The 24294-nt window shown below is 52.1% G+C and carries 14 protein-coding genes and 1 riboswitch; of the genes, 10 read left to right on the top strand and 4 right to left on the bottom strand.

Annotation, left to right across the window (positions count from 1 at the left end; translation table 11 throughout):
* Positions 1 to 35 precede the first annotated feature (35 nt).
* Entirely contained in the window at positions 36 to 1283 is a 1248-nt protein-coding gene (locus ACLD72_RS04550; protein ID WP_410996204.1) for a cation:proton antiporter, read from the top strand.
* A 68-nt stretch (positions 1284 to 1351) separates the two neighbouring features.
* Here the strand turns inward: ACLD72_RS04550 and ACLD72_RS04545 are convergent, their stop codons facing one another.
* Together ACLD72_RS04545 and ACLD72_RS04540 are read right to left on the bottom strand one after the other, a co-directional pair.
* Positions 1352 to 4246 carry an S-layer homology domain-containing protein gene (locus ACLD72_RS04545; protein WP_410996202.1) on the bottom strand — a complete coding sequence of 965 codons (2895 nt, stop codon included), beginning with the start codon at positions 4244 to 4246 and terminating at the stop codon, positions 1352 to 1354.
* A 107-nt stretch (positions 4247 to 4353) separates the two neighbouring features.
* Entirely contained in the window at positions 4354 to 5265 is a 912-nt protein-coding gene (locus tag ACLD72_RS04540) for a LysR family transcriptional regulator (RefSeq protein ID WP_410996512.1), read from the bottom strand.
* Positions 5266 to 5612: 347 nt separating this feature from the next.
* On the opposite strand from ACLD72_RS04540, the gene ACLD72_RS04535 reads away from it, so the two are divergent.
* The 4 genes from ACLD72_RS04535 to ACLD72_RS04520 all read left to right on the top strand — a co-directional run bounded on the left by ACLD72_RS04535 (position 5613) and on the right by ACLD72_RS04520 (position 15608).
* Complete coding sequence (locus ACLD72_RS04535) at positions 5613 to 6284, top strand: succinate dehydrogenase cytochrome b558 subunit (RefSeq protein WP_251591316.1); 672 nt, start codon at positions 5613 to 5615, stop codon at positions 6282 to 6284.
* A gap of 212 nt (positions 6285 to 6496) precedes the next feature.
* The gene (gene sdhA / locus ACLD72_RS04530; protein WP_410996200.1) at positions 6497 to 8242 is read left to right on the top strand and encodes a succinate dehydrogenase flavoprotein subunit; all 1746 of its coding nucleotides are present in this window, start codon (positions 6497 to 6499) and stop codon (positions 8240 to 8242) included.
* Between the two features lie 18 nt (positions 8243 to 8260).
* Entirely contained in the window at positions 8261 to 9040 is a 780-nt protein-coding gene (gene sdhB / locus ACLD72_RS04525; protein WP_251591669.1) for a succinate dehydrogenase iron-sulfur subunit, read from the top strand.
* 646 nt (positions 9041 to 9686) lie between these two features.
* Positions 9687 to 15608, top strand: a complete 5922-nt coding sequence (locus ACLD72_RS04520) for an S-layer homology domain-containing protein (RefSeq protein ID WP_410996198.1) — start codon at positions 9687 to 9689, stop codon at positions 15606 to 15608.
* An 83-nt stretch (positions 15609 to 15691) separates the two neighbouring features.
* Here ACLD72_RS04520 and ACLD72_RS04515 read toward each other — a convergent pair whose 3' ends face one another.
* A complete protein-coding gene (locus ACLD72_RS04515) occupies positions 15692 to 16393 on the bottom strand; it encodes a response regulator (RefSeq protein WP_410996196.1) in 702 nt (233 codons plus the stop codon).
* The gene (locus ACLD72_RS04510) at positions 16380 to 17933 is read right to left on the bottom strand and encodes an ATP-binding protein (RefSeq protein ID WP_458475583.1); all 1554 of its coding nucleotides are present in this window, start codon (positions 17931 to 17933) and stop codon (positions 16380 to 16382) included. Before ACLD72_RS04510 ends, ACLD72_RS04515 begins: the two co-directional genes overlap by 14 nt.
* A 446-nt stretch (positions 17934 to 18379) precedes the next feature.
* Positions 18380 to 18545: riboswitch (cyclic di-AMP (ydaO/yuaA leader) on the top strand.
* 107 nt (positions 18546 to 18652) lie between these two features.
* Between ACLD72_RS04510 and ACLD72_RS04505 the strand changes: the two genes are divergently transcribed.
* The 5 genes from ACLD72_RS04505 to kdpC all read left to right on the top strand — a co-directional run bounded on the left by ACLD72_RS04505 (position 18653) and on the right by kdpC (position 23911).
* Complete coding sequence (locus ACLD72_RS04505) at positions 18653 to 19057, top strand: hypothetical protein (RefSeq protein ID WP_410996192.1); 405 nt, start codon at positions 18653 to 18655, stop codon at positions 19055 to 19057.
* A 126-nt stretch (positions 19058 to 19183) separates the two neighbouring features.
* Positions 19184 to 19261 (top strand): K(+)-transporting ATPase subunit F, encoded by a 78-nt coding sequence (gene kdpF, locus ACLD72_RS04500; protein WP_128635115.1) that lies wholly within the window; start codon positions 19184 to 19186, stop codon positions 19259 to 19261.
* A 248-nt stretch (positions 19262 to 19509) separates the two neighbouring features.
* Entirely contained in the window at positions 19510 to 21189 is a 1680-nt protein-coding gene (kdpA, locus tag ACLD72_RS04495; protein ID WP_410996190.1) for a potassium-transporting ATPase subunit KdpA, read from the top strand.
* A 24-nt stretch (positions 21190 to 21213) separates the two neighbouring features.
* Positions 21214 to 23247, top strand: a complete 2034-nt coding sequence (kdpB, locus tag ACLD72_RS04490) for a potassium-transporting ATPase subunit KdpB (RefSeq protein WP_410996188.1) — start codon at positions 21214 to 21216, stop codon at positions 23245 to 23247.
* A gap of 46 nt (positions 23248 to 23293) precedes the next feature.
* Positions 23294 to 23911: a potassium-transporting ATPase subunit KdpC gene (kdpC, locus tag ACLD72_RS04485; protein WP_410996186.1), complete on the top strand. Its 618-nt coding sequence runs from the start codon at positions 23294 to 23296 to the stop codon at positions 23909 to 23911.
* Positions 23912 to 24294 lie beyond the last annotated feature (383 nt).

Genomic DNA, 24294 nt, shown 5'->3' with positions numbered 1-24294 from the left:
AGTTGATTCACTTTCGATGTTGGGATGTGGCGGGTGTGGAATCGGCTGTAACCGAAGCGATACATCATTTTCTGATCTTAATTTTATTCGTCATCAGCGTTGGGGTGGTTGCGGGCAAGCTGGCGGCATGGCTGAGGCTGCCGGATGTGGCGGTGTTCATCGCCGTAGGCATGCTGCTGGGTCCCGGGCTCAGACTGATTCATGAAACGAGCGGATCGCTGATCAATCAATTGATATTAACGGTGGGATCGGCGCTGATTTTGTTTGACGGCGGGCGGAATTTGCGGCTCAGCGGGCTTCGCAACGTATGGATTACGTTATCTCTGCTGAGCGTGCCGGGCGTGCTGATTTCGACGATCGTCGTCGGTGCTGGTGTCCACTACCTGTTTGGCGTCGATTGGCTGTTTGCCTTTTTGGCCGCGGCGGTTATTGCCTCCACCGATCCGGCTTCGATTATTCCGGTATTCAAACAGGTAAAAATCAAGGAGCGGGTTCGCGAGACGGTAGAAAGCGAATCGGCCTTTAACGACGCTACTGGCTCGATTTTAACGTTTTCGCTGCTGGCCGCGGTTGCCGGCGGCGGGGCGCTGGATTTTGGCGCGATGTCCTGGGAATTTGTCAAAACCGCACTGGGCGGGATTCTTGTTGGCCTTATCATCTCGGGCATACTGACTTATTTGGCGGGACATGCCCGCCACGGCTATTTTCGCAACTATTCCACGATCGTTATGACGGTCTGCGCGTTATCCTCGTACCTTACCGCCGATTTGCTGCATGTCAGCGGGTTTATGGCTACGTTTGTCGCCGGGGTGATCTGGGGTAATGCCGAAACGTTTGGCTTGTCCTTGAAAGAAAGCCATTTGGAAATGAGCTCTTTCGCCGAAAATATGACGGTCATGATGCGCATGCTGATCTTTGTGCTGCTGGGCAGTCAGGTGAACTTTGCGATGCTCGGGCAATGGTTCTGGCCAAGTCTTGCGGCGGTGCTGATCCTGATGTTTGTGGCCCGCCCGTTGTCGGTGCTGGCGTGCGCCTGGCCCGACCGGAAGGTGAAGTGGACGTGGCGCGAACTGCTGTTTATGTGCTGGGTGCGCGAAACCGGGGTGATCCCGGCCGCCTTGTCCGGCATGATCGCCGGGATGGGAATCGCCCATTCCAACGTGATTACCGCGCTGGCTTTTATGGCGATTGTACTGACGATCATCATTCAGGCCAGCACCACCGGCTGGGCCGCCAAAAAACTCGGTTTGGAAATCAAAGAAACCGCCACCGGAAAGCCGTAAGGCTTGGGTGGCGGTTTTAGTTTTCAATAATGTAACTGAAGGCTCTATCATTAGCTCGTCAGATTCAGCTAATTCGAATTCAGCTTATCCAACACCCGCTTGATCATTACCGTAGCCTGTGAGCGTGTTGCATTCCCTTGAGGCTGGAAGGTGTTTGTTGTCACCCCCTGGATAACGCCGGCCTTTACTGTTTTGGCTACAGCTTCTTGATAACGAATCTTGGAGGCATCCTTAAATTTCGCCAAAGCCTGTGCCGGAGTGCCGCTTAAGGTTGGCTGATATTCGCCGTAATTCAGGGCACGCACCATCATCAAGGCCATTTCCTCACGGGTAATATACTGATCCGGTCTGAATTTCCCGTCCGGGTATCCTGTAATGATTCCGGCTTTGCTGGCAGCGCCTATGTAGCCCCCACGCGTATCAAGCTTCACATCAGGGTAAACCTGCGCTTCCTTTATATCTGTGCCTAATCCCAGTGCTTTGGCAATGTACTCTGCGAACTCTGCACGAGTAATATTCCGGTCGGGCTCAAATGCGTTAGATTCGCTATTACGTGGACTGACCACAAATTTTGCGGTCAACTCATCAATATCCGCTTTTGCCCAATGTTTCGCGGTGTCCCCATAATTAGCAGCACCTGAAGCTAGGCCAACGATCAGGCCCCCTGAAGCTGCTGACCCTGCCTCCGCATTGGACGATCCTGATCCCGCCCCGGATGCTGATCCTGTCCCGGATGCCCCAGCCCCGCTATTCGCTGTATTACCGCCAGGATTACCACTAAATACCAGCGTCCCGTTGCTTCCAGAAATTTTAGATGGAATTGGAATGATCATCTTGTTGACTGTATCGTATTTCACTAACGTCGCATTTGCAGCTGTCACCTTACTGCCGGTAATGCGCAAATAAAGCTTCCCTATATGAGAAATATTAAACAAATGGGTAGCCGCATTAAGATTAGATGCATCAGATTCAGAAACTACAATGATTCTAATACGTATAGGATCGCTTGACTGGTTAACATTAACTCCATTTAAAGTCATCGGTATGGAAATCTGGTCACGCGAAACAACTTCCAGCTGAATAATCAAGTATAGCGTATTTAAAGAATCGACACTTAGTGTCCCGGTATTCAAGGACTTAGCAATCTGCGCAAACGGAATCTCCTCGATCGGCAGCTCATACATCGTCTCATTGTATTTAATTGAAAATGAAACAGGCTTACCGCTATTATAACCTTCGAACAAAATGCCAAGCGGGATAGCCAACTCAGCGGCTTTCTCAGTCGTTGGCACCTCAAAAATTAACGGCTCACGTTTACTTGTATTTGTATTAATAGAGATTAAGAATTTAATTGCTTCTTGCAGTTGTGTTATGCCGATGGTATATCTTGAGATGTTTTGCCCACCAACCGATACACTGCTTGATGACTTAGCCGTACTTAGATTTAGCAGATAACCGCCAAGTCCAAAGTTAGAGCTGGGAATCGCCGTTACAAATGACGGCATGCCTTGTACAGCTTGTGGTTCTGATCCTGTATTAGCCTTGCCTTTTACAACATAATCAATAAAATAGTTCCCATAAATTCCGTCTAAGTCCTCGATTAAATCTGCACCTTCGTTAAACGAAATGGTAACGTTATCGTCTTCCGCTAGAGATGAAGCCAAAGTCAAAATAACCTGACTGCCCACAATTTCTACGCGGGTGATCCGCAGCTCTGACTTATTTACAAGCACACTGTATTGATTTGGTTTTAATTTTTTGCTTTTTAGCGTTTTATTATAAGTAATGGTAATTGTGTTCCCGCTGCCCTCTATACCTATTAATGATAATGTTGGTTTACTGCTAGTATTACTTACCTTATAGCTGATGATTTCCGCAAGCACCTGCCCAGAGCTAAGGACTAGCTTGTTACTCGCTGTTGGGGTGTACGATAACTCCACCAAATCACTTGCTTCAATAGCTGCCACCAATTCGATATACAGATAGCTTCCGGAAGAGTACACTTTGGAAATTACCCTCTCACTCTGATTAACCAACACCTTGAAGCTTGTCGTTGCGATGCTATTATTTGTGCCAAGCGGCTTACTATATTTTAAAATAATCGTATTATTCGTAATTTCTCCACTTTGAAGGACAGGAGCCTCGCTGCTATTCTTGTCCGTCTCCGTCTCCGTCTCGTATGCGCTCTCCTTGTTTACCATATATACATCTCCTGTCTGAGCATCTGCTACGGCACCCGGATGAATGCTCAGATAATACACGCTGCCCTTATCCAACTCATGAACAGGCTTTATAAACAAACCTGAACCGGATGCTCTAACCTGAACAGCCAGTTTCAGTTGCGTATTATTTCCTTTTTTCACCAAAAGAATGGCAGATTCGTTGTTAATCTTAATGTTACGATTAAAAGTCACCCTAAACTCGGTATCCACTGGAATTTTCTTACTTCCCCCAAACGGAACAATACCACCTACCATTTGCAATGGCGATGCCTCTTCCGCTGCTCCAGTATGGCTGGCATCTGGCTGGGCTTTTGTTGTGAAAGAATACTGAATTGCGGGGGAGGTTATACTCCGATTCTCTCCATCCACAAAATTACCTTCTTCAGCTTGTACAAGGTATGTCGTGTTATACTTTAACTCCGGCAGCACCAGTGTAATTTCATTCGTACCCTTCCCTGGGCTCCCATCACTAAGGACCATCTCGATATTGGACAAGGGCTCCTTACCTTTTTCGGACACTTTAAGCGAATCCTTATTGATCTGTACCTTTCGATCAAATTGCAGCTTAATAGATTTAGTTACGGCAGGGTCAACATTGCTGGCCCCATTTTGCGGATTCATCGTAATCTGAATTCCGTCAGTGCTGCTGGCGGCGTAAATCATTGGTGCTGGCGCCACGACCCCAAGCAGTAAATTCAGTGCTAAGATTGCAATGATTCCCATTGAAAGCTTTCTTTTCATTCTGCGTTCTCCTCTCAAAAATAACCTGCACTTATATTATCGGCGAAGTGCCCTTCCTTGTTGCGAGGTATTGGAAATATTGCGAACCTGTTAATTGCCCGCCCAAATTACAGCGACAGTTCCTCCACCAGACTTTCCCGAATTTGCGTAAACCACTCCTTCGTTTCGCTGGTGAGCTCCGATTTCTCGCCGTAGATCAAGCAGGTTTCCCGGCGAGTCTGCTCCAGCTCGGGGATCGGCACAGACACCAGCCCGTTGTCCCGCAGCAGCGGCTTGCGCAGGTACGATCTGGGAAGCAGGGAAGCCGCTTTGCAGATCGGCAGCAGCCGGACGATCGCCTCGAAGGAGTCGATCTCCATCCGGACATCGGGAACGATGCCGTAACGCCCGAACAGGTCGTCGATCAACCGGCGGTACCAGGTCCCTTTGGAAAAAATAATCATGGACCGGCCGTTCAAATCGTCCATCGAGGGGTGGCCGGCTTGGGTCCGGGACGCGAGTTCATGTCCCTTGGGGACCACAAGCTCCAGATGGTCCTGAAACAGCGGTATGCACTTTAATCCGGCTTCACTGATCGAGGAGGCGACGACGCCGATGTCCACTTTTTTGTCGCGGACGTGGGAGACGATTTCATGTGTTTTGCCGGTGACGAGCTTCAGCTCTATGTCCGGGAATTTGTCCATCATCGCCTTGACCAGCGGGGGCAGCGTCGTCTGGATGGTCGTCAGACTGGCGCCCAGCGTAACAACGGTGCGTTCCGCCTTTTTGAAACGGGAAACGGCCTGCAGAAAGTTTTGATGGCGCTGCCGCTGCTCCAGGGCGTACAAATAAGCCTCTTGGCCGACACGGGTCAATTCCAGGCGTTTACCTTTGCGGTGAAACAGCGAGACGCCCCATTCTTCCTCCAATTTCGCGATTTTCCGGGAAAGCGCGGGCTGGGATAAATTGAGCAGCTTGGATGCTTTGTTTAAACTGGATTGCTCCACGACGGTGGTAAATACAAGCAGTTCTTCTAACATGGGATAACCTCCTTTTTTGGGGAAGAAAATAACAGGGCTTAAAAGTTGGCGCGGACTGTTGATGGACAAGTGATCGGACTATACCAAGCTATATGATGAAAAGGTGCTTATGTGTTTTTGGTATAACTATTAATAACTATATTGCAATTCCATTATAAGATAAAAAGGAGTAACATGAAAAGTGACACAAGATGTTCACATGTTACTTTTGTAACATAATAAAACGTCCTTGATGGTGTGGGGTATATCATATCCAAACCAAGAGGCTGTATTAATCGACTCGTCGATTATGGTTAAATTGCGCAAGATCAAGGGAAGATGGAAACTAGAAAGGGGTACGCGCACTTATGAAAGGGTTTTATTCCAGAAAACTTCATTCGCTGCTCGGAGTCATTCCGCTGGGATTTTTCATTCTGGAACACATGATCACCAACTTTGCGGCGGTCGAAGGCGGAAGCCAGGGATTCAAGGAAGCTGTGGCTTTACTGAACAGCCTGCCGCTCGTGCCGGTGCTGGAGATCTTTGGCATCTGGCTGCCGCTGTTGTACCACGGCGTCTACGGATTGTATATTGCCTTCCAGGCGAAGCCGAATAACGGGCGGTTCCCGACGGAACGGAATCTGCGGTATTTGCTGCAGCGGATTTCGGGTGTGATCGTGTTAGTGTTTGTGATTTGGCATTTATGGGAAACCCGTGTTCAAGTGGCGCTGGGCAATGTCACTCATGAAGAGCTTGGCGGGGTTATGCACAGCATCGTTACCCAACCGGTTTTCTTCCTATTGTATTTGATCTCGGTTGTGGCCGCGTCCTTCCATTTCGCCAACGGGATATGGTCGTTCATGGTCAGCTGGGGCATCACCGTCGGCCCGCGCGCGCAGCGCGTTTCCTCGTACATCTGCATGGGGCTGTTCGTAATCGTCACGGTGATGTTTGTCAGCTCGCTGATCGCATTTCGCGGGGCTGAATTCCAGGCGGAAGGAACGGCTTTGCTGGAGTCGGCGAAGGCGCTGTTGGCGTAAGGCATATGTTTATTATGGGAACAATTACAGGATAAAGCAGGTAAGATGCGGTTGCTAACAAAACTAAGCAGATGCTTTCGAAGTAAGTTTTGTAAGACGAATATTCGAAGATGTGATGCTATACAAAACTAAGCGGATGCTTCCGAAGCGAGTTTTGTACGAAGCAATTCAATGACGCAACGCTATACAAAACTTTTAGGAGTTGAAATACAATGGCTAAACAAAGCGTAATTGTCGTTGGCGGCGGTCTGGCGGGACTGATGGCTACGATTAAATCGGCTGAGGCGGGCGTGCCGGTGCATCTGTTTTCGCTCGTGCCGGTGAAACGTTCCCACTCCGTTTGCGCGCAGGGCGGCATTAACGGGGCCGTAAATACGAAAGGCGAAGGCGACTCCCCATGGGAGCACTTTGATGATACAGTGTACGGTGGAGACTTCCTGGCCAACCAGCCGCCGGTCAAAGCGATGTGCGAAGCGGCGCCCGGCATCATTCACCTGATGGACCGGATGGGCGTAATGTTCAACCGCACACCGGAAGGTTTGCTCGATTTCCGCCGGTTCGGCGGCACCAAACATCACCGGACCGCTTTTGCCGGGGCGACGACGGGTCAGCAGCTGCTGTACGCCCTCGACGAGCAGGTGCGCCGTCATGAAGCGGCGGGGCTGGTCACGAAATACGAAACCTGGGAGTTTCTCTCGGTCGTGCTGGACGATGACGGCGTATGCCGTGGTATCACCGCGCAAAACCTGCGTTCCATGGAAATCGTAACGTTCGCTTCCGACGCGGTGATTTTGGCGACGGGCGGACCGGGGATTATTTTCGGCAAAACGACCAACTCGGTGATCAACACCGGCACGGCTGCCAGCGCGGTATACCAGCAAGGTGTCCACTACGCCAACGGCGAGTTCATCCAAATCCACCCGACGGCGATTCCGGGGGACGACAAGCTGCGGCTGATGTCGGAGTCGGCGCGCGGGGAAGGCGGACGCATTTGGACGTATAAAGACGGCAAACCGTGGTACTTTCTTGAGGAAAAATACCCGGCTTACGGCAACCTGGTGCCCCGCGACATCGCCACCCGGGAAATTTTCAACGTCTGCGTCGACCAGAAGCTGGGGATTAACGGCGAAAACATGGTGTACCTCGACTTGTCGCACAAGGATCCGAAGGAGCTTGATGTGAAGCTCGGCGGCATCATCGAAATCTATGAAAAATTCATGGGCGACGATCCGCGCAAAATTCCGATGAAAATTTTCCCGGCGGTCCATTACTCGATGGGCGGCATGTGGGTCGATTACAATCAAATGACCAATATCCCCGGGCTGTTTGCGGCAGGGGAATGCGAATACCAATACCACGGCGCGAACCGGCTTGGGGCCAACTCGCTGGTCTCCGCCATTTACGGCGGCATGGTGGCCGGACCAAAAGCGGTGGAATATATCCGCAGCTTGAAAAAATCGGCGGACGACATCAGCCCGGACGTGTTCGATCGCTATCGCCAAGCGCAGGAGGATAAATTCGAAGGCCTGCTGAACATGAACGGGTCGGAGAACGCCTACGTTCTTCATAAAGAACTGGGCGAATGGATGACGGATAATATGACGGTCGTCCGTTACAATGACAGGCTGGAAGCGACGATCAACAAAATTAAGGAACTGAAGGAACGCTACAAGAAAATCAACATCAACGATACGTCCCGCTGGAACAATACCGGGGCGGCGTTCACCCGCCAGTTGTGGAACATGCTGGAGCTGGCCGAAGCGATGACGCTGGGAGCGCTGCTGCGTAACGAAAGCCGGGGCGCGCACTACAAGCCGGATTTCCCGACGCGGAACGACGAGGAATTTTTGAAGACGACGAAAGCGACATGGACGCCGGACGGTCCGCAAATCTCGTATGAGGACGTGGACGTCTCTCTGATCCCGCCGCGGATTCGCGATTACTCGAAGGATAAATAGGAGGGGATAACCATGGCGATGGCGGAAACGGAAGCAGCCGCAAAGCAAAAGTCAGGCAAAAAAGTGAAATTTATCATTACGCGCCAAGACGACCCGAACTCCCAACCTTATACCGAGGAGTTTGAGCTGGACTATCGGCCGAACATGAACGTGATCAGCGCTTTGATGGAAATTCAGCGCAACCCGGTGAACCAGCAAGGCAAGCACACCGCTCCGGTGTGCTGGGAGTCAAACTGTTTGGAGGAAGTTTGCGGCGCCTGCTCGATGGTCATCAACGGCAAACCGCGCCAGGCTTGCGCGGCGCTGATCGATCAATTGGAGCAGCCGGTGCGCATCGAACCGATGCGGACATTCCCGGTTGTGCGCGACTTGGTCATCGACCGCAGCCGGATGTTTAACGCCCTCAAACGGGTGAAAGCATGGATTCCGATCGACGGCACGTACGATTTGGGCCCGGGCCCGCGCATGCCGGAGAAAAAACGCCAATGGGCGTATGAGCTTTCGAAGTGCATGACCTGCGGCGTCTGCCTGGAGTCCTGCCCGAACGTCAACGAGAAAACGGACTTCATCGGCCCGGCGGCCATTTCCCAAGTGCGCCTGTTCAACGCGCACCCGACCGGCGCCATGAACGCCGACGAGCGCCTGGACGCGCTGATGGAAGACGGCGGCATCGAAGGCTGCGGCAACTCGCAGAACTGCGTCCGCGCCTGCCCGAAAGGCATCCCGCTGACCACTTCGATCGCCGAGATGAACCGGGATACGACGAAACGGATGTTTAAACGTTGGTTGACGGAGTAGGGGAATTATATATAGGCATATAATAGTAGGGGAGCCATGAGGGTGGTTCCCCTGTTTTATTTACATTAATAATATTTCCACTATTGCTCAAGATTTCCCGTAAAAGCTACCCGGAACTCTAACGGTTGCAGCAGCGGCTATTTTCCGAAAAAAGACCTTTTCCAAATTCTAACGGTTATGAGCGCCGTTATTCGCACGAATCTAAGCAAAAATAGCCGGATTTAAGTGAAATAAGCGCCATGGCAACCGTTAAAATTTGAAAGCAACGTTTTTGGAACAAATAGCGCTTGTGGCATCCATTAGAAAATTGGTGGGGCTGGAAAATGTATCTTGTCAGATCGGATTTGATGCAACGCTAGTGCCGTTAGGCTGGGAAATACCCGGGAAATGGGCGAATAGTGAATAGGACTATTCCATTCAACAATGGACCAAGAAAGCTGGAGTAGGTAGCAGATTCGCTCGGGTGGGGAAACCGCTTTACTACAACTACTGAATGAGGTGAATTTTCAGCGGAGCTGAACAATTCTATAATCTGACGTTTTTATTTTTTTAATCTGTATATTTACAAAACCCATGAATACATTTCATATTCAGCTTACCTTTCGGCTTTAGTCTTTATTAGGATAAAGACAACAAGGAGGAGCTTATGAAAAAGAAGGTGATAGCCGCTATTTTAGCGTGCAGCATGGTGATGTCCAGCTTTAACTTTGCCGGTTTCATTGTCCCGGCGAAGGCGGATTCATCAGAAGAAATGAACGTGTTTATCTCTGAGATTTACCCGGATGACCAATCCAATCAGAATGTAATTGAGGGAGCGGGCGGTGCGGACCTGTTTGAGTATGTAGAGATCTACAATCATTCCGGGCAGCCTCTGGCCTTCAATGAGGAATATGTCATTCGATATAACTACAACAGCGGCGCCAAAAATTTGACGGTAACCGATACGGTATATGATGATCCGAATACCGTCGTTATTCCGGCTGAAAGCCCAGCGGTACTGTGGGTGAAGCGGACAAGCTCATCCATTACCGGGGCGGCCGCCAATCTGACCGAAGCCGATTTCCGGCAGTATCATTCCGTGCCGGATGATGTGCCGGTTTATATGCTTAAGGGTCAGGACGGCCTGAACAATACGGACCGGGGACTTCTCATTACCCGCAAAGGGGATGCCTCCGTGGTCATCAGTGAGTATTACTACACCGCCGATGATGTCGGTGACGGAAAGAGCGTACATCTGCAGCTTCCTTCGTGCGGAACGGCGATGGTCCCGTTTGCCCGGGAAGCGGCGCCATCGGCCGGCCAGGTTGAACCTGCGCAGCTCACGGCAACAAACAATCACATTCCCGAAATCACTCATGCGCCAATCGCAACGGCGGATCGTTCCCAGCCCTTAACCGTGACGGCCGGCGTATACGATGAGGACGGGGATTCACTTACCGTCAAGCTGTATTATAAAACGGTGGCGAACGGTTCTTACAACGAACTGCTTATGGAAGACCGTGGGAACGGCTTGTTTGCCGGAGAAATTCCTTCCGCTCGCCTTGGAGGGGACAAGCTGTATTATGTGCTGGAGGCGGGCGACGGAACCGAGTGGGCCAGATCTCCGGAGTATGAGACCGTGCTTACCGGAGAATTGTCCGATGTGGATATTCCCCGCATTTTGATCACCGAGATTCTGCCGAATCCTGCCGGCGATTACCGGTGGGGAAGCGGGAACCAGTACGAGTATTTGGAGTTATACAACAATTCCGGGCAAACCCTGGATTTGAAAGATTACACGCTATGGTACCTTTATCCCGGAACGACGGCTCCGAAGAAATGGGTCATTCCGCAGCACACCAGCATTGAGCCCTACAGCGCAGCCGTTATCTGGTTTGCCAAGGAAGCGGTTGCCAATGGCAAAGGGTATACCACAACAGCCGATTTTAACCTGCATTTCAACAGTACTTTGTCGGATAGCGACATTATTTTTTACGATAATTCGCAGTCCTCGGACTTCAATCTTCCGAATGCTACGCATCGCGGGCTGGCCCTGTCATCTCCGGACGCTCCGGACCAATACATAGTGGAAGCCTGGTATGATTCAACCAGCACCGGCAGCTCGGACCGTCTCGTAAACGATGTCCGGAATGCGGTGGTCCGCTATGCTTATCCGGTAACCGGGACGGCCATGATGAGGTTGGATAACCGGATGTATGCCAATCCCGGCAGCATTGATCCGGGCCAGGTCCCGGTTGTGGCCGGTGTGGATATGGTCGCGCCTACGCTTCAGCACGAGCAAACCGTATACAATCTGGGGAAGGGCCAGGCCTACTCCGTTACGGTAACGAGCGACGAACCGTTGGCTTCCGCCCAAATCTTGTATGGAGCATCTGCAGAGGAGCCGACGCTGTTCACGGGTAAGCAGCCTCTTACGCTGACAGGAGAGGACGGCGGCAAATATATCTATGAAGGCAGCCTGTCGTTCGATGAGCCGGGCGTTTACCGTTATATCATCGATGCGGCGGATGCCGCAGGCAACCGGACAAGAGTGCCTTATAATTCCAGAGGCGGCATGCTGACCGTAAATGAGAGCGGGACAGGCAATGAGCTTCCGGACCCGGGCTTATCCATAGAGGGCGGAAGCATGCTGAAAGGAAAAGCTCCCTTCTATGCGTACGGACGTCAGGCGGCTGAAAACATCGAGGTCCTCTTTAACGGCCAGCCGGTGTCCCTGCGCAAAACATTGCCGGGCAAGGCAAGGCTGGGCATGCAGACCCGCGGCGTCGACCAAATCTACCAGGCTTCGGTCAGCGCGCTAAACCCGGCAGCGGAGCCGAGCTTCTTCAGCCGCATTCTGCCGAAATACACCAATGACGCCTGGTCCATGTTCGACGTGCCGGCGGATCTGTTTGTGACCGGTACTAAGGTTTCAGTGCATACCGGCAACGAAAATGCGCCTTATCAATTAAAGGATCATGACAATGTGTTCGGCAGCAACAATCATGATGACTTTGAGGTGAAAAATGTTCACCTGGTGCTGCCGGACGGCAGCGTTGTTAAGCCCGATAAGGTATTGAACTATTTGGGGAACCTGACGCAAACCACCGTCGATTACAGAGAAGACACGTATTACGGCTTCGGCGACGCGGAGTACGGGAGCAACCCCAACAAACCGATGATCAGTGATTTTCATTTCCCGGTCCCGGACGACAAATTCACGGCCCGGTATGCCGAATTGGATACTGCGGCAGTCCAGGACGGAGTATATCCGTTGACGATGACGATTGACGGACAGGAAATCGACGCGATTCAGGTTATGGTGGACAACACGGCGCCGGTTATCGAAGGAGTATCTTACGGTGACGGTCAGCTGCTGGAAAACTCCATGTTTCTCAAAGGCCCGTTTACGCTGAATGTGCTGGCTTCGGACAATTTGAGCGGCGTCGGCAAAATTGAAGCGGAGCTTGACGGGAGAACCGTTGAATTGCCGTACGATTCCTCCTCGACTCTGCTGAGTGCAGGCGAGCACCGTCTGAAGGTGACTGTCTACGACGGGGCGGGGAACACGGCCGTCCTGGAAAAATCGTTCCAAATCGAGGACGAGAAGCCGCTTGAACCTGGCGAGGTATCGCCGGCTGACTTTGCGGACAAAGTCCCGACGAATACCCGACTCCGGGCCAATGTCAGCGATCCTGGCGGCGATGCCATGGATGTCCGCTTCCTTCAAGGGGATAAATATGATTTTGCCAGACAGGATGGAATCAGCGGCTATACCGATGTTGCGGACCGTGAGCCTCCGTTGGTCCTGAACCCGGACGGCGAGGCTGAAATCGGCGAGGCTGAGGCCGGTAAAATTGCCTTTGCGGACGGAGAGTATCTCGTGACGGATACCGACTCCGGATTTCCGTACCACCGCTTTGAAATTGAGTTGGAGGAAGAGGTTCAACCCGCGGACAAGGTGGAGGTCTACTGGAAAGGCCGCACCCTGCCCGGACGCATTGTAACCCTGTATGCCTGGGATTATGATGCGGGCAAGTGGACTGCGCTGAAATCGGAGACCGGACAGGACGCCGAGACCGATATCATCCTGACCGCCGAAATTGAGGCCGGACGATATGTCCGTGACGGGCGTATTCAGGCCATGGTGCAGGATGAGGTCAAGAGCGCGAACGATCCTTTTACGATGCTGTGGTTTACGGATACGCAGTATTATGCCGAATCCTACCCCGAAATTTTTGACAGGCTGGGGGACTGGATTTCCGAAGAATATAAAAAAGGCACTTTTGCTTATGCCATTCATACGGGCGATATCGTTAACGTCGCGAATGATGAGCAGCAGTGGGCGGTAGCCGACCGCAATCTGAAAAAGCTGGATAATGCCGGTGTGCCGTACGGAGTGCTGGCGGGCAATCATGATGTCATCATCGACGGAGTCAATTACTCATACTTCGGCAAATATGTTGGAGCGGACCGGTATAAGGATAACCCTTGGTACGGCGGCGAAATGGACAACAACCGGAATCACTATGACCTGTTTTCATTCGGCGGCCATGATTTTATTTTCCTTTACATCGGCTTTGGCTTGGAGGATACGCCGGAGACTGTGGCGTGGGCCAACGAAGTGCTGCAAAAGCATGCGGACCGGATTGCGATCATCGGCATGCACGCTTATCTGGAAACCAACGGGACATTATCCAATATGGCGCAAAATGTGTTCGATCAGGTGATTGCGCCCAATAAAAATGTACAGCTTGTGCTAAGCGGACATTATCATGCGGCTAAACGGGTCGTGAAGACGGTGACGCATCCGGACGGCACAACCAGACAGGTGATCGAGATGCTGGCGGACTATCAGGGAGGGCCAAACGGCGGCAACGGCTATGTCCGGCTTCTGAAGTTTGATCCGGCAGCGGGCACGCTTGATGTGGATACCTATTCGCCATATCTGGATGACTACAATTTCTTCGATGATGCTACCGAGGACTTTACGGAGCCTTTTGCGTTCAGGGATATCCAAAAACGGGTGGCTACCGATTATATTGCGGTTAATGTGTACAAAGATACGCTGATCGGGGAGCAAAAGGGAATAACCTCCGGCAGTGTTGCTTCCGTGCCGTGGGACGGTCTTACGGCACGCCAAACCTACTATTGGTATATGGACATTACGGACGAATACGGCGCTTCGGCACGCAGCCCGATTTACCGCTTTACAACAGCCAATAATGGAACTACCCCAACGGTTCCGGGCGACAACAACGGAGATGATGACGATGATGAAGATGACGACAGGGGAAATAACGGTGGCGGAAAAGGAAATAATGGAAAAGGTTCCGACAGCGTAGGCGGCGGCGCGAGTGTCAACCCGGGGGGCAATGTCAAGCCTGCTCCGTCCGGTTCCGGCACGATCACCGCTCAAGCGGCTATTAACGGAAACCAGGCTGTTGTCTCCATCACTGAAGAGGAGCTCAGCGCAGCCTTTTCCAACGTCAGCGCAGACAAGAGAGGAATTAAAAAAGTATCCGTTGTACTGGACGACAGCGGGAACCGTTTCGACGGCGAATTTATCACCCAGCTTCCGTCGGCATTCTTTAGCGAAACGGATGGACGGAGCCTGATTGAGGTTGTTACTCCGCATGCCCGCGTGACTCTGCCCTCGGGTATGCTGAGCCGTACCGGTACGGCCGGTCCCATCGTGGAACTGGTTATCCGTCCCGACGTTCCAGCCGGATTATCATCGGAAGTGCTGGGGCTGATCGGCGGCAGACCGGCCATCGAGCTTGCGCTGCTCATTGACGGCAAGGACGTTGACTGGCAGGGGAGCGTGACGGACGTTGCGGTGTCCGTTCCTTATGTCCCTGGTGAAGGCGAACAGACCGACTCCCTTGCGGTCTGGTCCATAAATGCGGGCGGCCCTGCAAAAGCGGTGCTGAACAGCCATTACAATAAAGATTTGCAGGCGGTAGTATTTCATACCGGCCGTCTGGGGCATTTTGTCCTCGGGGGCAAGACGGTCTCCTATCAGGATGTGAGCCCTTCAAGCTGGTATGCCCAAGCTGTTAATTACCTGTCGGCAAGGGATGTAGTCAAGGGCAGCGGTGAAGGACGTTTTCTGCCGCGGAACGACATTAGCCGTGCGGAGTTTCTCGTGATGACCATGAATGCTTTCGGGATTGAGCCGGCGGCTGGTGAGGCCGGAAGTAATTTTGCGGACGCCGGCGACCGGTACTATAGCTCGTATTTGGCGGCGGCCAAGAGCATGGGACTGGTTCAGGGAACAGGGGATAACCGTTTCAGACCGGAAGCGAAAATTACCCGTCAGGATATGGCCGTGATCCTTCACTCCATCATCGCGGCGGCGGGAACCGAGCTGTCGGCGGATCACCCAAGTACGGCACAGAGCTTTAGCGACGCCGGCGATATTGCTGACTACGCGCAGCCAGCCATCAACGATATGTTGGGGGCTGGCCTGATGCAGGGAACCGACGACGGCCGTCTTTCTCCGCAGAGCTTTACCAACCGGGCGATGGCGGCGCAGGTAATTTACAATTACCTTATTAAAAGCAGAGAAGCTATTTCATTAGAATGACACTTTTCTAGTGGAAGAAACGCCCCGCAGGCCTGCAGCTTGCGGGGCGTTATTCCGTTTTCTAAGGGGCAGATATGGGTGGATTACTCCCCGGAAAGCAGGCGATATCCGATCCCCGGCTCCGTAACAATTAACTTCGGTTGTGTCGAATCTTCTTCCAGTTTCTTACGCAGATGTCCGATATAGATCCTCAGGTAGTGACTTTCTGACTCATCATGATGGCTGCCCCATACTTCCTGAAGCAGTTGCCGCTGCGTTACGATCTTCCCGGCGTTCGAGGCGAGGACTTTCAGCAGGTCATATTCTGTCGGGGTCAATTTTACCCGTTCTCCATTCATTTCCACAATTCGCTGCGCCAAATCGATAGTTAGTCCACCAATCCGAAGTACTGGTTCGTTTGCCGATTTGGCTGCGTGGCGCAGTGCTACACGAATTCTGGCCACCAGTTCTCCCATGCTGAACGGTTTGGTCACATAATCGTCGGCACCGCTATCCAAGGCCACGATCTTGTCTTCTTCCCTGTCTTTAGCCGTCAGTACGATGATCGGCACACTTGACCAGTCCCGTATCCGATTCAACACCTCCATCCCGGAGATATCCGGCAATCCGAGATCCAGCACGATCAGGTCCGGATGAATCAATGAGGCCTGCAGTACTCCTTCCTCTCCCATGGACGCTTCATGAATTGAATACTGATGAGCCAGTAAAGTCACCGTCAGCAGCTTGCGAATTTGAGGTTCGTCATCGACAATTAATATACGGGCTCCATGTTTATTTATAGCCATCCTCCTCCATTTCTTCTAAATGTACTCCGCACTGCTTGCTTAGGGGAAGTGTAATTTTAATTACGGTCCCTTGCGGTTCATTCGGCTTCGCCGTTATGGTTCCATTGTGCAACTCCACGATTCCCTTGCAAATGGCAAGTCCCAATCCCGTGCCCGTTACTTGCTTGGCAGTAGCGGAACGGTAAAATTTTTCGAAGATCCGGCTGTATTCGTCACCAGCAAGTCCGATTCCCGTATCGGAAACAAGGATAACAAGCTTGTCGTCCTCGGGTCTTACCGTTATGAGAATATCGCTGTAATCCGAACTGTATTTGATCGCGTTGCTGACCACGTTGACCAGCATTTGCTCGAGCAAAATTTCATCGCCCATTACCATAGGAACGGATGCTGGAAGGTCTACCCGCAGCTTTCGATGCTGCTGAAAATCTTTGACTTGTGCCAAGGTGACGCCGATCAGATCTTCTACATCACACCAATTTTTTCTGAGACGCAGCATGCCGCTTTCCAATTGCACCATGCTGAGCAGGTTTTTGACCAACCGATTCATACGGAGGGCGCCATCCCGAATGGTAAGAAGCAATTCCGTACGATCCTCCGAAGAAAAAAGAGAATTGCCTTCAATTAGGCTGGTTGCCGAGCCGATAATGGCGGCTAACGGAGTGCGCAATTCATGAGAAACGGAATCCAGAATAGCTGTGCGAAGCCGTTCCGATTCAGCCGTCAAATGAGCGATTTTGGCTTCCTCCGCCAGTTTCACGCGAGCAATGGCGCTGGCCGCCATACCGCCCAGGGCATCCAACATCCGCAACTGCTCGGTGGTGAACCCGCTTTTCCGATCTTTCAGATTGAGCGCCAATACCCCGTGCACACGGTCTTCGGTTCTCAGCGGCAGGTAATGGCCTGGAGAATCTCTCAAGGTATTGGTTCCGTATCCGACCGCTTCGCCGTGATCGAACGCCAGCTTGGCCATCACTTTTTCCGTTTCGCCCTGTCCCCAATCGCTATGAACCGAGGAGCAATGGGTCAGCACTAAATTGCTTTGTTCGCCCGGCAAATAAATCGCAATCTCCGTACCGATGGTTTGTGAAACTTGCTGGGAAACATTATTGAGCAGGGAATGAATGTCCGTGATATCGCTCATTTGCCGGCTCAGCACGTAGAGCGCGGCTGTATGCTCCTCCCTCTGCTTAGAGTATAGCAACTGCCTCTTCAGCTTTACCGCCAGGCTGGCCGTTAACGCGGCTACTGCCAAATAAACGCCAAACGAGATCAGATAGCGCAAGTCCGCGATCGTAAAACTCAAAGTTGGAGAAACGAAAAAGAAATCGAATGCCAAGACTCCCATAACTGCGGCATAAAGAGCTGGACGCAGTCCCCAGAGGGCGGCACTCAATAGCACGGGCAGCAAATAGAGAAGTGCAATGTTGACTAAATCAAACGCTAGTCCGAACGGCTGCATGGCGACGGTCATGAAAGCGATGAGCAAAGTGATGCTTACATAAGGCTTCCATAGCATCCACCTCGATTCCGGCTTATACATGTAACCCCTCCTGTCCGTCTATATTCCCGCTTCTAACTATAGTTCAAGGTAATGTAAAAAAGGAATAAAATAAACCGTTCAAAGGTGTAAAAATTCCGTAAAAATACATGAAAAGCCATATAATCATGAGTATTTGCGAGGAAAATAAAGATTTAATGTTCTGAGAGCGCTAACCTCATCTTAAAGTTTCTTTTTTTCACGGATATGCTAGCTGCATCGTTTTACAACAATTTAGCTAAGGAGTAAGATACAATCCATGAATTGAATGGCCATTCGATTCTGAATGGATTTGCCGATCGAATACGAAGTCAACGAGCCGAAGCTTGTGTGAGAGCAAGCCGATCGAAACCGTTGGGGGCGTCATCATCGGTCATAACTCATTTGTCAAAGACGGAGGGCGCCTCTCACCGCCCGAATCGTCAGCTAGCTGTAATTGAAAATGATGATTTCATGTATCGCTGAATCCTTGAAAGACACAAGGAACGGGGGAACCAATAGAAGCCATTAGCCGGCTTCATGGGGTGAATCACCCGGCATATTCAAATGCCGGGTGTAGGGCGACTCTCACGCCCGAATCCGTCAGCTAACCTCGTAAGCGTGTGGAGAGGCAACATTTTGTCGCGGGCCGGTCGGGTCGACTGCAAGAAGCCGCGGAAAAGGTTCCTCTTTTCCAAGGCTTCTTTTTTGTTGCCTTCTTTCTTGATCCGGGGGAGGAAATTATGGAGAAAAGCCGTATTTTAGTGGCCGCTTCCAATCAAGCGGGGAGAAACTTCGTTCAGTTGCTATTGTACCGAAAAGTCCCGGTAGCGGTCCTAACCAATAATAAAAGGGAAGAAAAGTTGCTGAGGGAATTGGGAGTGGATGAGATTTTGCGTGTAAATACCACCCGTAATCAAATGGGCGGGGTGCCCGCATTTCCGATCGGTCGCGTGTTTATCTTTGAGACCAGCTTGCCGCTGAGCTGCCAGTATTTGCAGGTCGCTTCCCGCTGGTCGTGCGGGGCGGTAACTGTCGTGACGACGGCGTGGCACCCGGATGCGATTTATAAGCAACTCGGTGCTTCCTACGTGGTGCACACAAAAAGCGGGGAAGTCGGGTTTCTGCTCAGCCACCTGACGGATTAACCATTGGAGGAGTGTCATGATGCTGGATATTTGGATGGTACTAACGTTGACCGTCGCCTTCGCGCTTATAGTTGGATTTGTCGTTTGGTGCGGTAAAACGGTGGAGGATACGGGAGGCGAACGCGAATGACCATCGTGTTGATTTTTACGTTTGCATTGCTGATCTATCTAATCTATGCGTTGCTTCATCCGGAAAAGTTTTAACGAGTTTTGTTTATGGTGAAAGTTCAAAACGTCGAGTTTTGTTTATAGTGTAAGTTCAAAAAGTCAGGTTTTTAGGACCGAGAAGGTTGGATGAAGCTAGGGACTGAGTAGCGGAGCGTACGTTTTGGGTACGTGAGCAACGGAAGGCCCGGCTGAATTCAAGATTCGACGTCGAGTCCTCTTCTTTGAACGGCTTCGTCATGGAAAGATGACTTTTTGAACTACCTCTAATAGTGGGAGGAACGGTCATGGATATACTGCAAATCATAATCGTAATCGGTATTTTAATGCTGATCGCCAAACCGCTCGGTAATTATTTGTATCACGTTTTCTCTAACGAACCCAACCGCACGGATAAAATATTCGGGTGGGCCGAGAAACCCATTTATGCGGTCATCGGTCTGAAGCATCGCGCGGGCATGAGCTGGAAACGGTACGCGATCAGCTTTATCGCAACCAACCTTATGCTCGTCGCGGTAAGTTACTTGCTGCTGCGGGTGCAGAGCGGCTTGCCGTTGAATCCCAACGGTATCGGCAATATGGAGCCGACGCTGGTGATGAACACGGTGATCAGCTTCATTACGAACACAAATCTGCAGCATTACAGCGGCGAGACGGGGCTGACGTACTTCTCGCAAATGGCTGTGATCATGATGATGATGTTTACGTCGGCGGCTACGGGCCTCTCGGTCGCAGTCGCGTTTGTCCGGGGCATTACGAGCAAGGGCAAAACCTTGGGTAATTTCTTTGAGGATTTCGTTAAGGCGCATACGCGGATTTTCTTCCCGCTGGCGTTGATCGTCACGCTCGTACTGGTCGCGCTGCAGGTGCCGCAGACGCTTGGTTCTACCCTGACGGTAACGACGCTTGAAGGCGCGAATCAGCAGATTGCGATCGGGCCAATCGCTTCGCTGGAGTCGATCAAGCATCTGGGCACCAACGGCGGCGGCTTTATGGGCGCTAACTCGTCGCATCCGTTTGAAAATCCGAACCCGCTGACCAATGTGATTGAGATCCTGTCGATGTGGTCGTTGGCCGCGTCGCTGCCCTTCATGTACGGCAGATTCGCGAAAAGCCGGAAGCAGGGTTGGGTTATATTTTCGGCGATGATGGTCTTGTTCCTTGTGTTCCTTACTGTTGCTTACACCGCCGAGAAGAGCGGCAATCCGGTGCTGAACGCGCTTGGCATCGATGCTTCGCAGGGCAGCATGGAAGGGAAAGAGGTGCGCTTCGGCATCGCTCAATCCGCGCTGTTCACTACCGTGACGACGGCGGCGACGACCGGCACGGTCAACAATATGCACGATACGCTGACCCCGCTCGGCGGTCTTGTGCCGCTGGCGGAGATGATGCTGAACGTCGTATTCGGCGGAAAAGGTGTCGGGCTAATCAATATGCTGATGTACGCCATACTTGCCGTGTTCATCTGCGGGCTTATGGTCGGCCGTACGCCGGAGTTCCTTGGCCGCAAGATCGAGCCGCGCGAGATGAAGCTGATCGCGATTGCGATTCTGGCGCACCCGTTCATCATCCTGGCGCCGACGGCGATCGCCTTCCTGACCGATCTCGGCAAAGGGGCGATCTCGAATCCCGGCTTTCACGGCATCACGCAGGTGCTGTACGAATATACGTCGTCGGCTGCAAACAACGGTTCCGGCTTCGAGGGGCTGGCGGACAATACGCCGTTTTGGAACATGACGACCGGCCTGGTGATGTTTTTCGGGCGGTATATATCGATGATCGCGATGCTCGCCGTCGCCGGATCGTTGACGCGCAAGCAATGGGTGCCGGAGACGATCGGCACGTTCCGCACGGACAATGCGCTGTTCACCTTCCTGCTGATCGGCACCGTCATTTTGATCGGCGCGTTGACTTTCCTGCCGGTGATTGCCCTGGGGCCAGTCGCTGAGCATCTGACGATTCGTTAAGTAAGAAAATGGGGGGAAGTTGCCATGAACGAAAAACGTAAAAAAAGCATGTTTTCCGGTCCGCTTGTTGCGCAAGCCTTGAAGGCTAGCGTCATCAAGCTGAATCCGGCCGTTATGATGAAAAATCCGGTGATGTTCGTCGTTGAGGTTGGCACAGTCATCGTACTGCTGATGACGGTGTTCCCTGGTTACTTCGATGCGGAGGACCGCATCGGCTTTAATCTCACTGTGTTTGTGATCTTATTGTTTACGGTACTGTTCGCTAATTTCGCCGAAGCCTTGGCGGAGGGCAGAGGCAAGGCACAAGCCGATACGTTAAAGCGGACGAAGAAAGAGATTACCGCGAACAAAGTGGTTGGCAATGGCGTTAAAACCGTGCCTTCGACGGAGCTGCGCAAGGGGGATATCGTCGTTGTTTCTCAAGGGGAGATGATACCCGGTGACGGTGAAGTGATCGAAGGGCTCGCCTCTGTCGACGAGTCGGCGATTACCGGCGAATCGGCGCCGGTGATCAAGGAAGCGGGCGGCGATTTCAATTCGGTCACCGGTGGAACGCGCGTAATTAGCGACCGGATTAAGGTGAGAATTACCAGCGATCCCGGGGAGACGTTTATCGACCGGATGATCGCACTTGTCGAAGGCGCGAAACGGCAGAAAACGCCGAATGAAATTGCACTTAATACGCTGTTGATCAGTCTGACGCTTATTTTTCTGATCGTCGTCGTGACGCTTGGACCGATCGCTTCTTATGTGGATATTGATTTGGAAATTCCGGTACTCATCGCCTTGCTTGTTTGTTTGATCCCAACGACGATCGGGGGCCTGCTGTCGGCCATCGGCATTGCCGGCATGGATCGGGTGACGCAGTTCAATGTGCTGGCGATGTCCGGTAAAGCGGTTGAGGCTGCGGGAGATATCAACACAATGATTCTCGACAAAACCGGAACGATTACCTTCGGGAACCGGATGGCCAGCGAAATTATACCGGTTGGAGGCGCGGGCAACGATGAGGCGGCTGCTTGGGCAGCGGTATCTTCGGTGCAGGACGAAACCCCGGAAGGCCGCTCGGTACTGGAGTGGATGAAGAAAAACGGGAAATCCTATGACGCCTCGCTCGGCGAGGGTGGCAGCTTTGTTGAATTCAAGGCGGAAACGCGAATGAGCGGCGTCGATCTGAAGGACCGCCGCCAGGTGCGCAAAGGGGCGGTTGACGCCATTCGCAAATGGGTGGCTTCACAAGGCGGGTTGATCCCGGAGGATTTGGAGAGACAGGCCAATCGCATCGCCTCGGAGGGCGGAACCCCATTGGCCGTGGCGGTCGACAAACAAGTATTCGGTGTCATTTATTTGAAGGATACGGTAAAGCCCGGCATGCGGGAACGGTTTGACCAACTGCGGGCGATGGGCATCAAGACGATCATGTGCACCGGCGACAATCCGCTGACGGCAGCGACCATCGCCCGGGAAGCAGGCGTCGACGATTTTATCGCCGAGAGCAAGCCGGAGGATAAAATCGCCGTGATCCGCCGCGAGCAGGCCGAAGGCAAGCTGGTCGCGATGACCGGCGACGGTACGAACGATGCGCCGGCATTGGCGCAAGCGGATGTCGGGCTGGCGATGAACAGCGGCACAACCGCGGCTAAGGAAGCGGCCAATATGGTCGATCTCGATTCCGACCCGTCAAAGATTATCGAGGTGGTGGCGATCGGCAAGCAGCTGCTCATGACGCGCGGCGCCTTAACCACGTTCAGCATCGCCAACGACATCGCCAAATATTTTGCGATCATTCCGGCCATGTTCATGCTGGCCATTCCGGAAATGGAAGCCTTGAACATCATGAAACTCGGCTCGCCGCTTTCGGCGGTGCTATCGGCTTTGATCTTTAACGCCATTATCATCCCGCTGCTGATTCCGCTGGCGATGAGGGGCGTCGCCTACCGGCCGATGAGCGCCTCGCGCCTGCTTAGCCGCAACTTGCTCGTATACGGCTTAGGCGGCGTTGTTGCCCCGTTCATCGGCATCAAGTTGATTGATTTGCTCGTTCATTTGTGGATTTGAGATGACTTTTTGAACAACATCTTAAAGCGGAAAGAAGGAACCGGCTATGAGTAATATTGCGCAAGAGGGACGGGACGGGCGCTCCGGGGGAGTTGTTTTCTGGATTGCCCTGCGCGCCAGTCTATTGTTCATCATCCTTTGCGGTATCGTATACCCGCTTGTCAGCACAGGCCTCGCGCAACTGCTGTTCCCACATCAGGCGAATGGCAGTTTATTAAAAGATAAGGACGGCAACGTGGTCGGCTCCGAATTGATCGGACAGTCGTTCACCGACCCAAGCTATTTCCAGGGGCGCGTATCGAGCATTGATTACAAGGCGGAGGCGTCCGGTTCCAACAACTACGCGCCTTCCAATCCAGATATGCTTGCGCGTACGCAAGCGTCAATCGAGCAATGGCACCGGGACAACCCGGATGTACCGATTGATCAATTGCCGATTGCCCTCGTTACCAACTCAGGCTCGGGACTTGATCCGCACATTACGCCGCAATCAGCGTTGGTACAGGTGCCGCGAATCAGCAAGCTAACAGGCATTTCCGCGACTGACCTGGAAACGCTGGTAGGCAAATATACGGAGAATCGCGACCTGGGAGTATTCGGCGATAGCCGGGTCAACGTGCTCAAACTTAATTTGGCTTTAAAAGAGATGCTGGGATTTCTATAAGTCGAGTTCAAAAAGTCGGATTTTAAGCACCAAAGCGAATGCTTCCGAAGTGCGTTTTTTCAAACGCTTTAGGTCGGATGAAGCTAGGGACGTAAGGAGCGGAGCGTACGTTTTGGGTACGTGAGCAACTGAAATGTTTCCGTAGGAAACATGCTTCGGAAGCATATGCCCCACCCGGCTGAATTCAAGATTCGACGTCGAAACCACTTCCTGACCTGCTTCGTGATAAGAAAAACGTTTATCGACGTAAATTCTAGGAAGACAGACCGCGTTTAGCGGTAGCTTTTCTTGCGATATAAGGAAGCTAATACGTGGATGCCTATTCTTTCTTATATCTTCAAAAGACGACTTTTTGAACAACCTCTACAAAAAGACGAGGTGAT

Source organism: Paenibacillus lacisediminis (assembly GCF_046567315.2).
The sequence above is the reverse complement of the archived record's forward strand: the minus strand, read 5'-3'. Positions and strand labels throughout refer to the sequence as shown.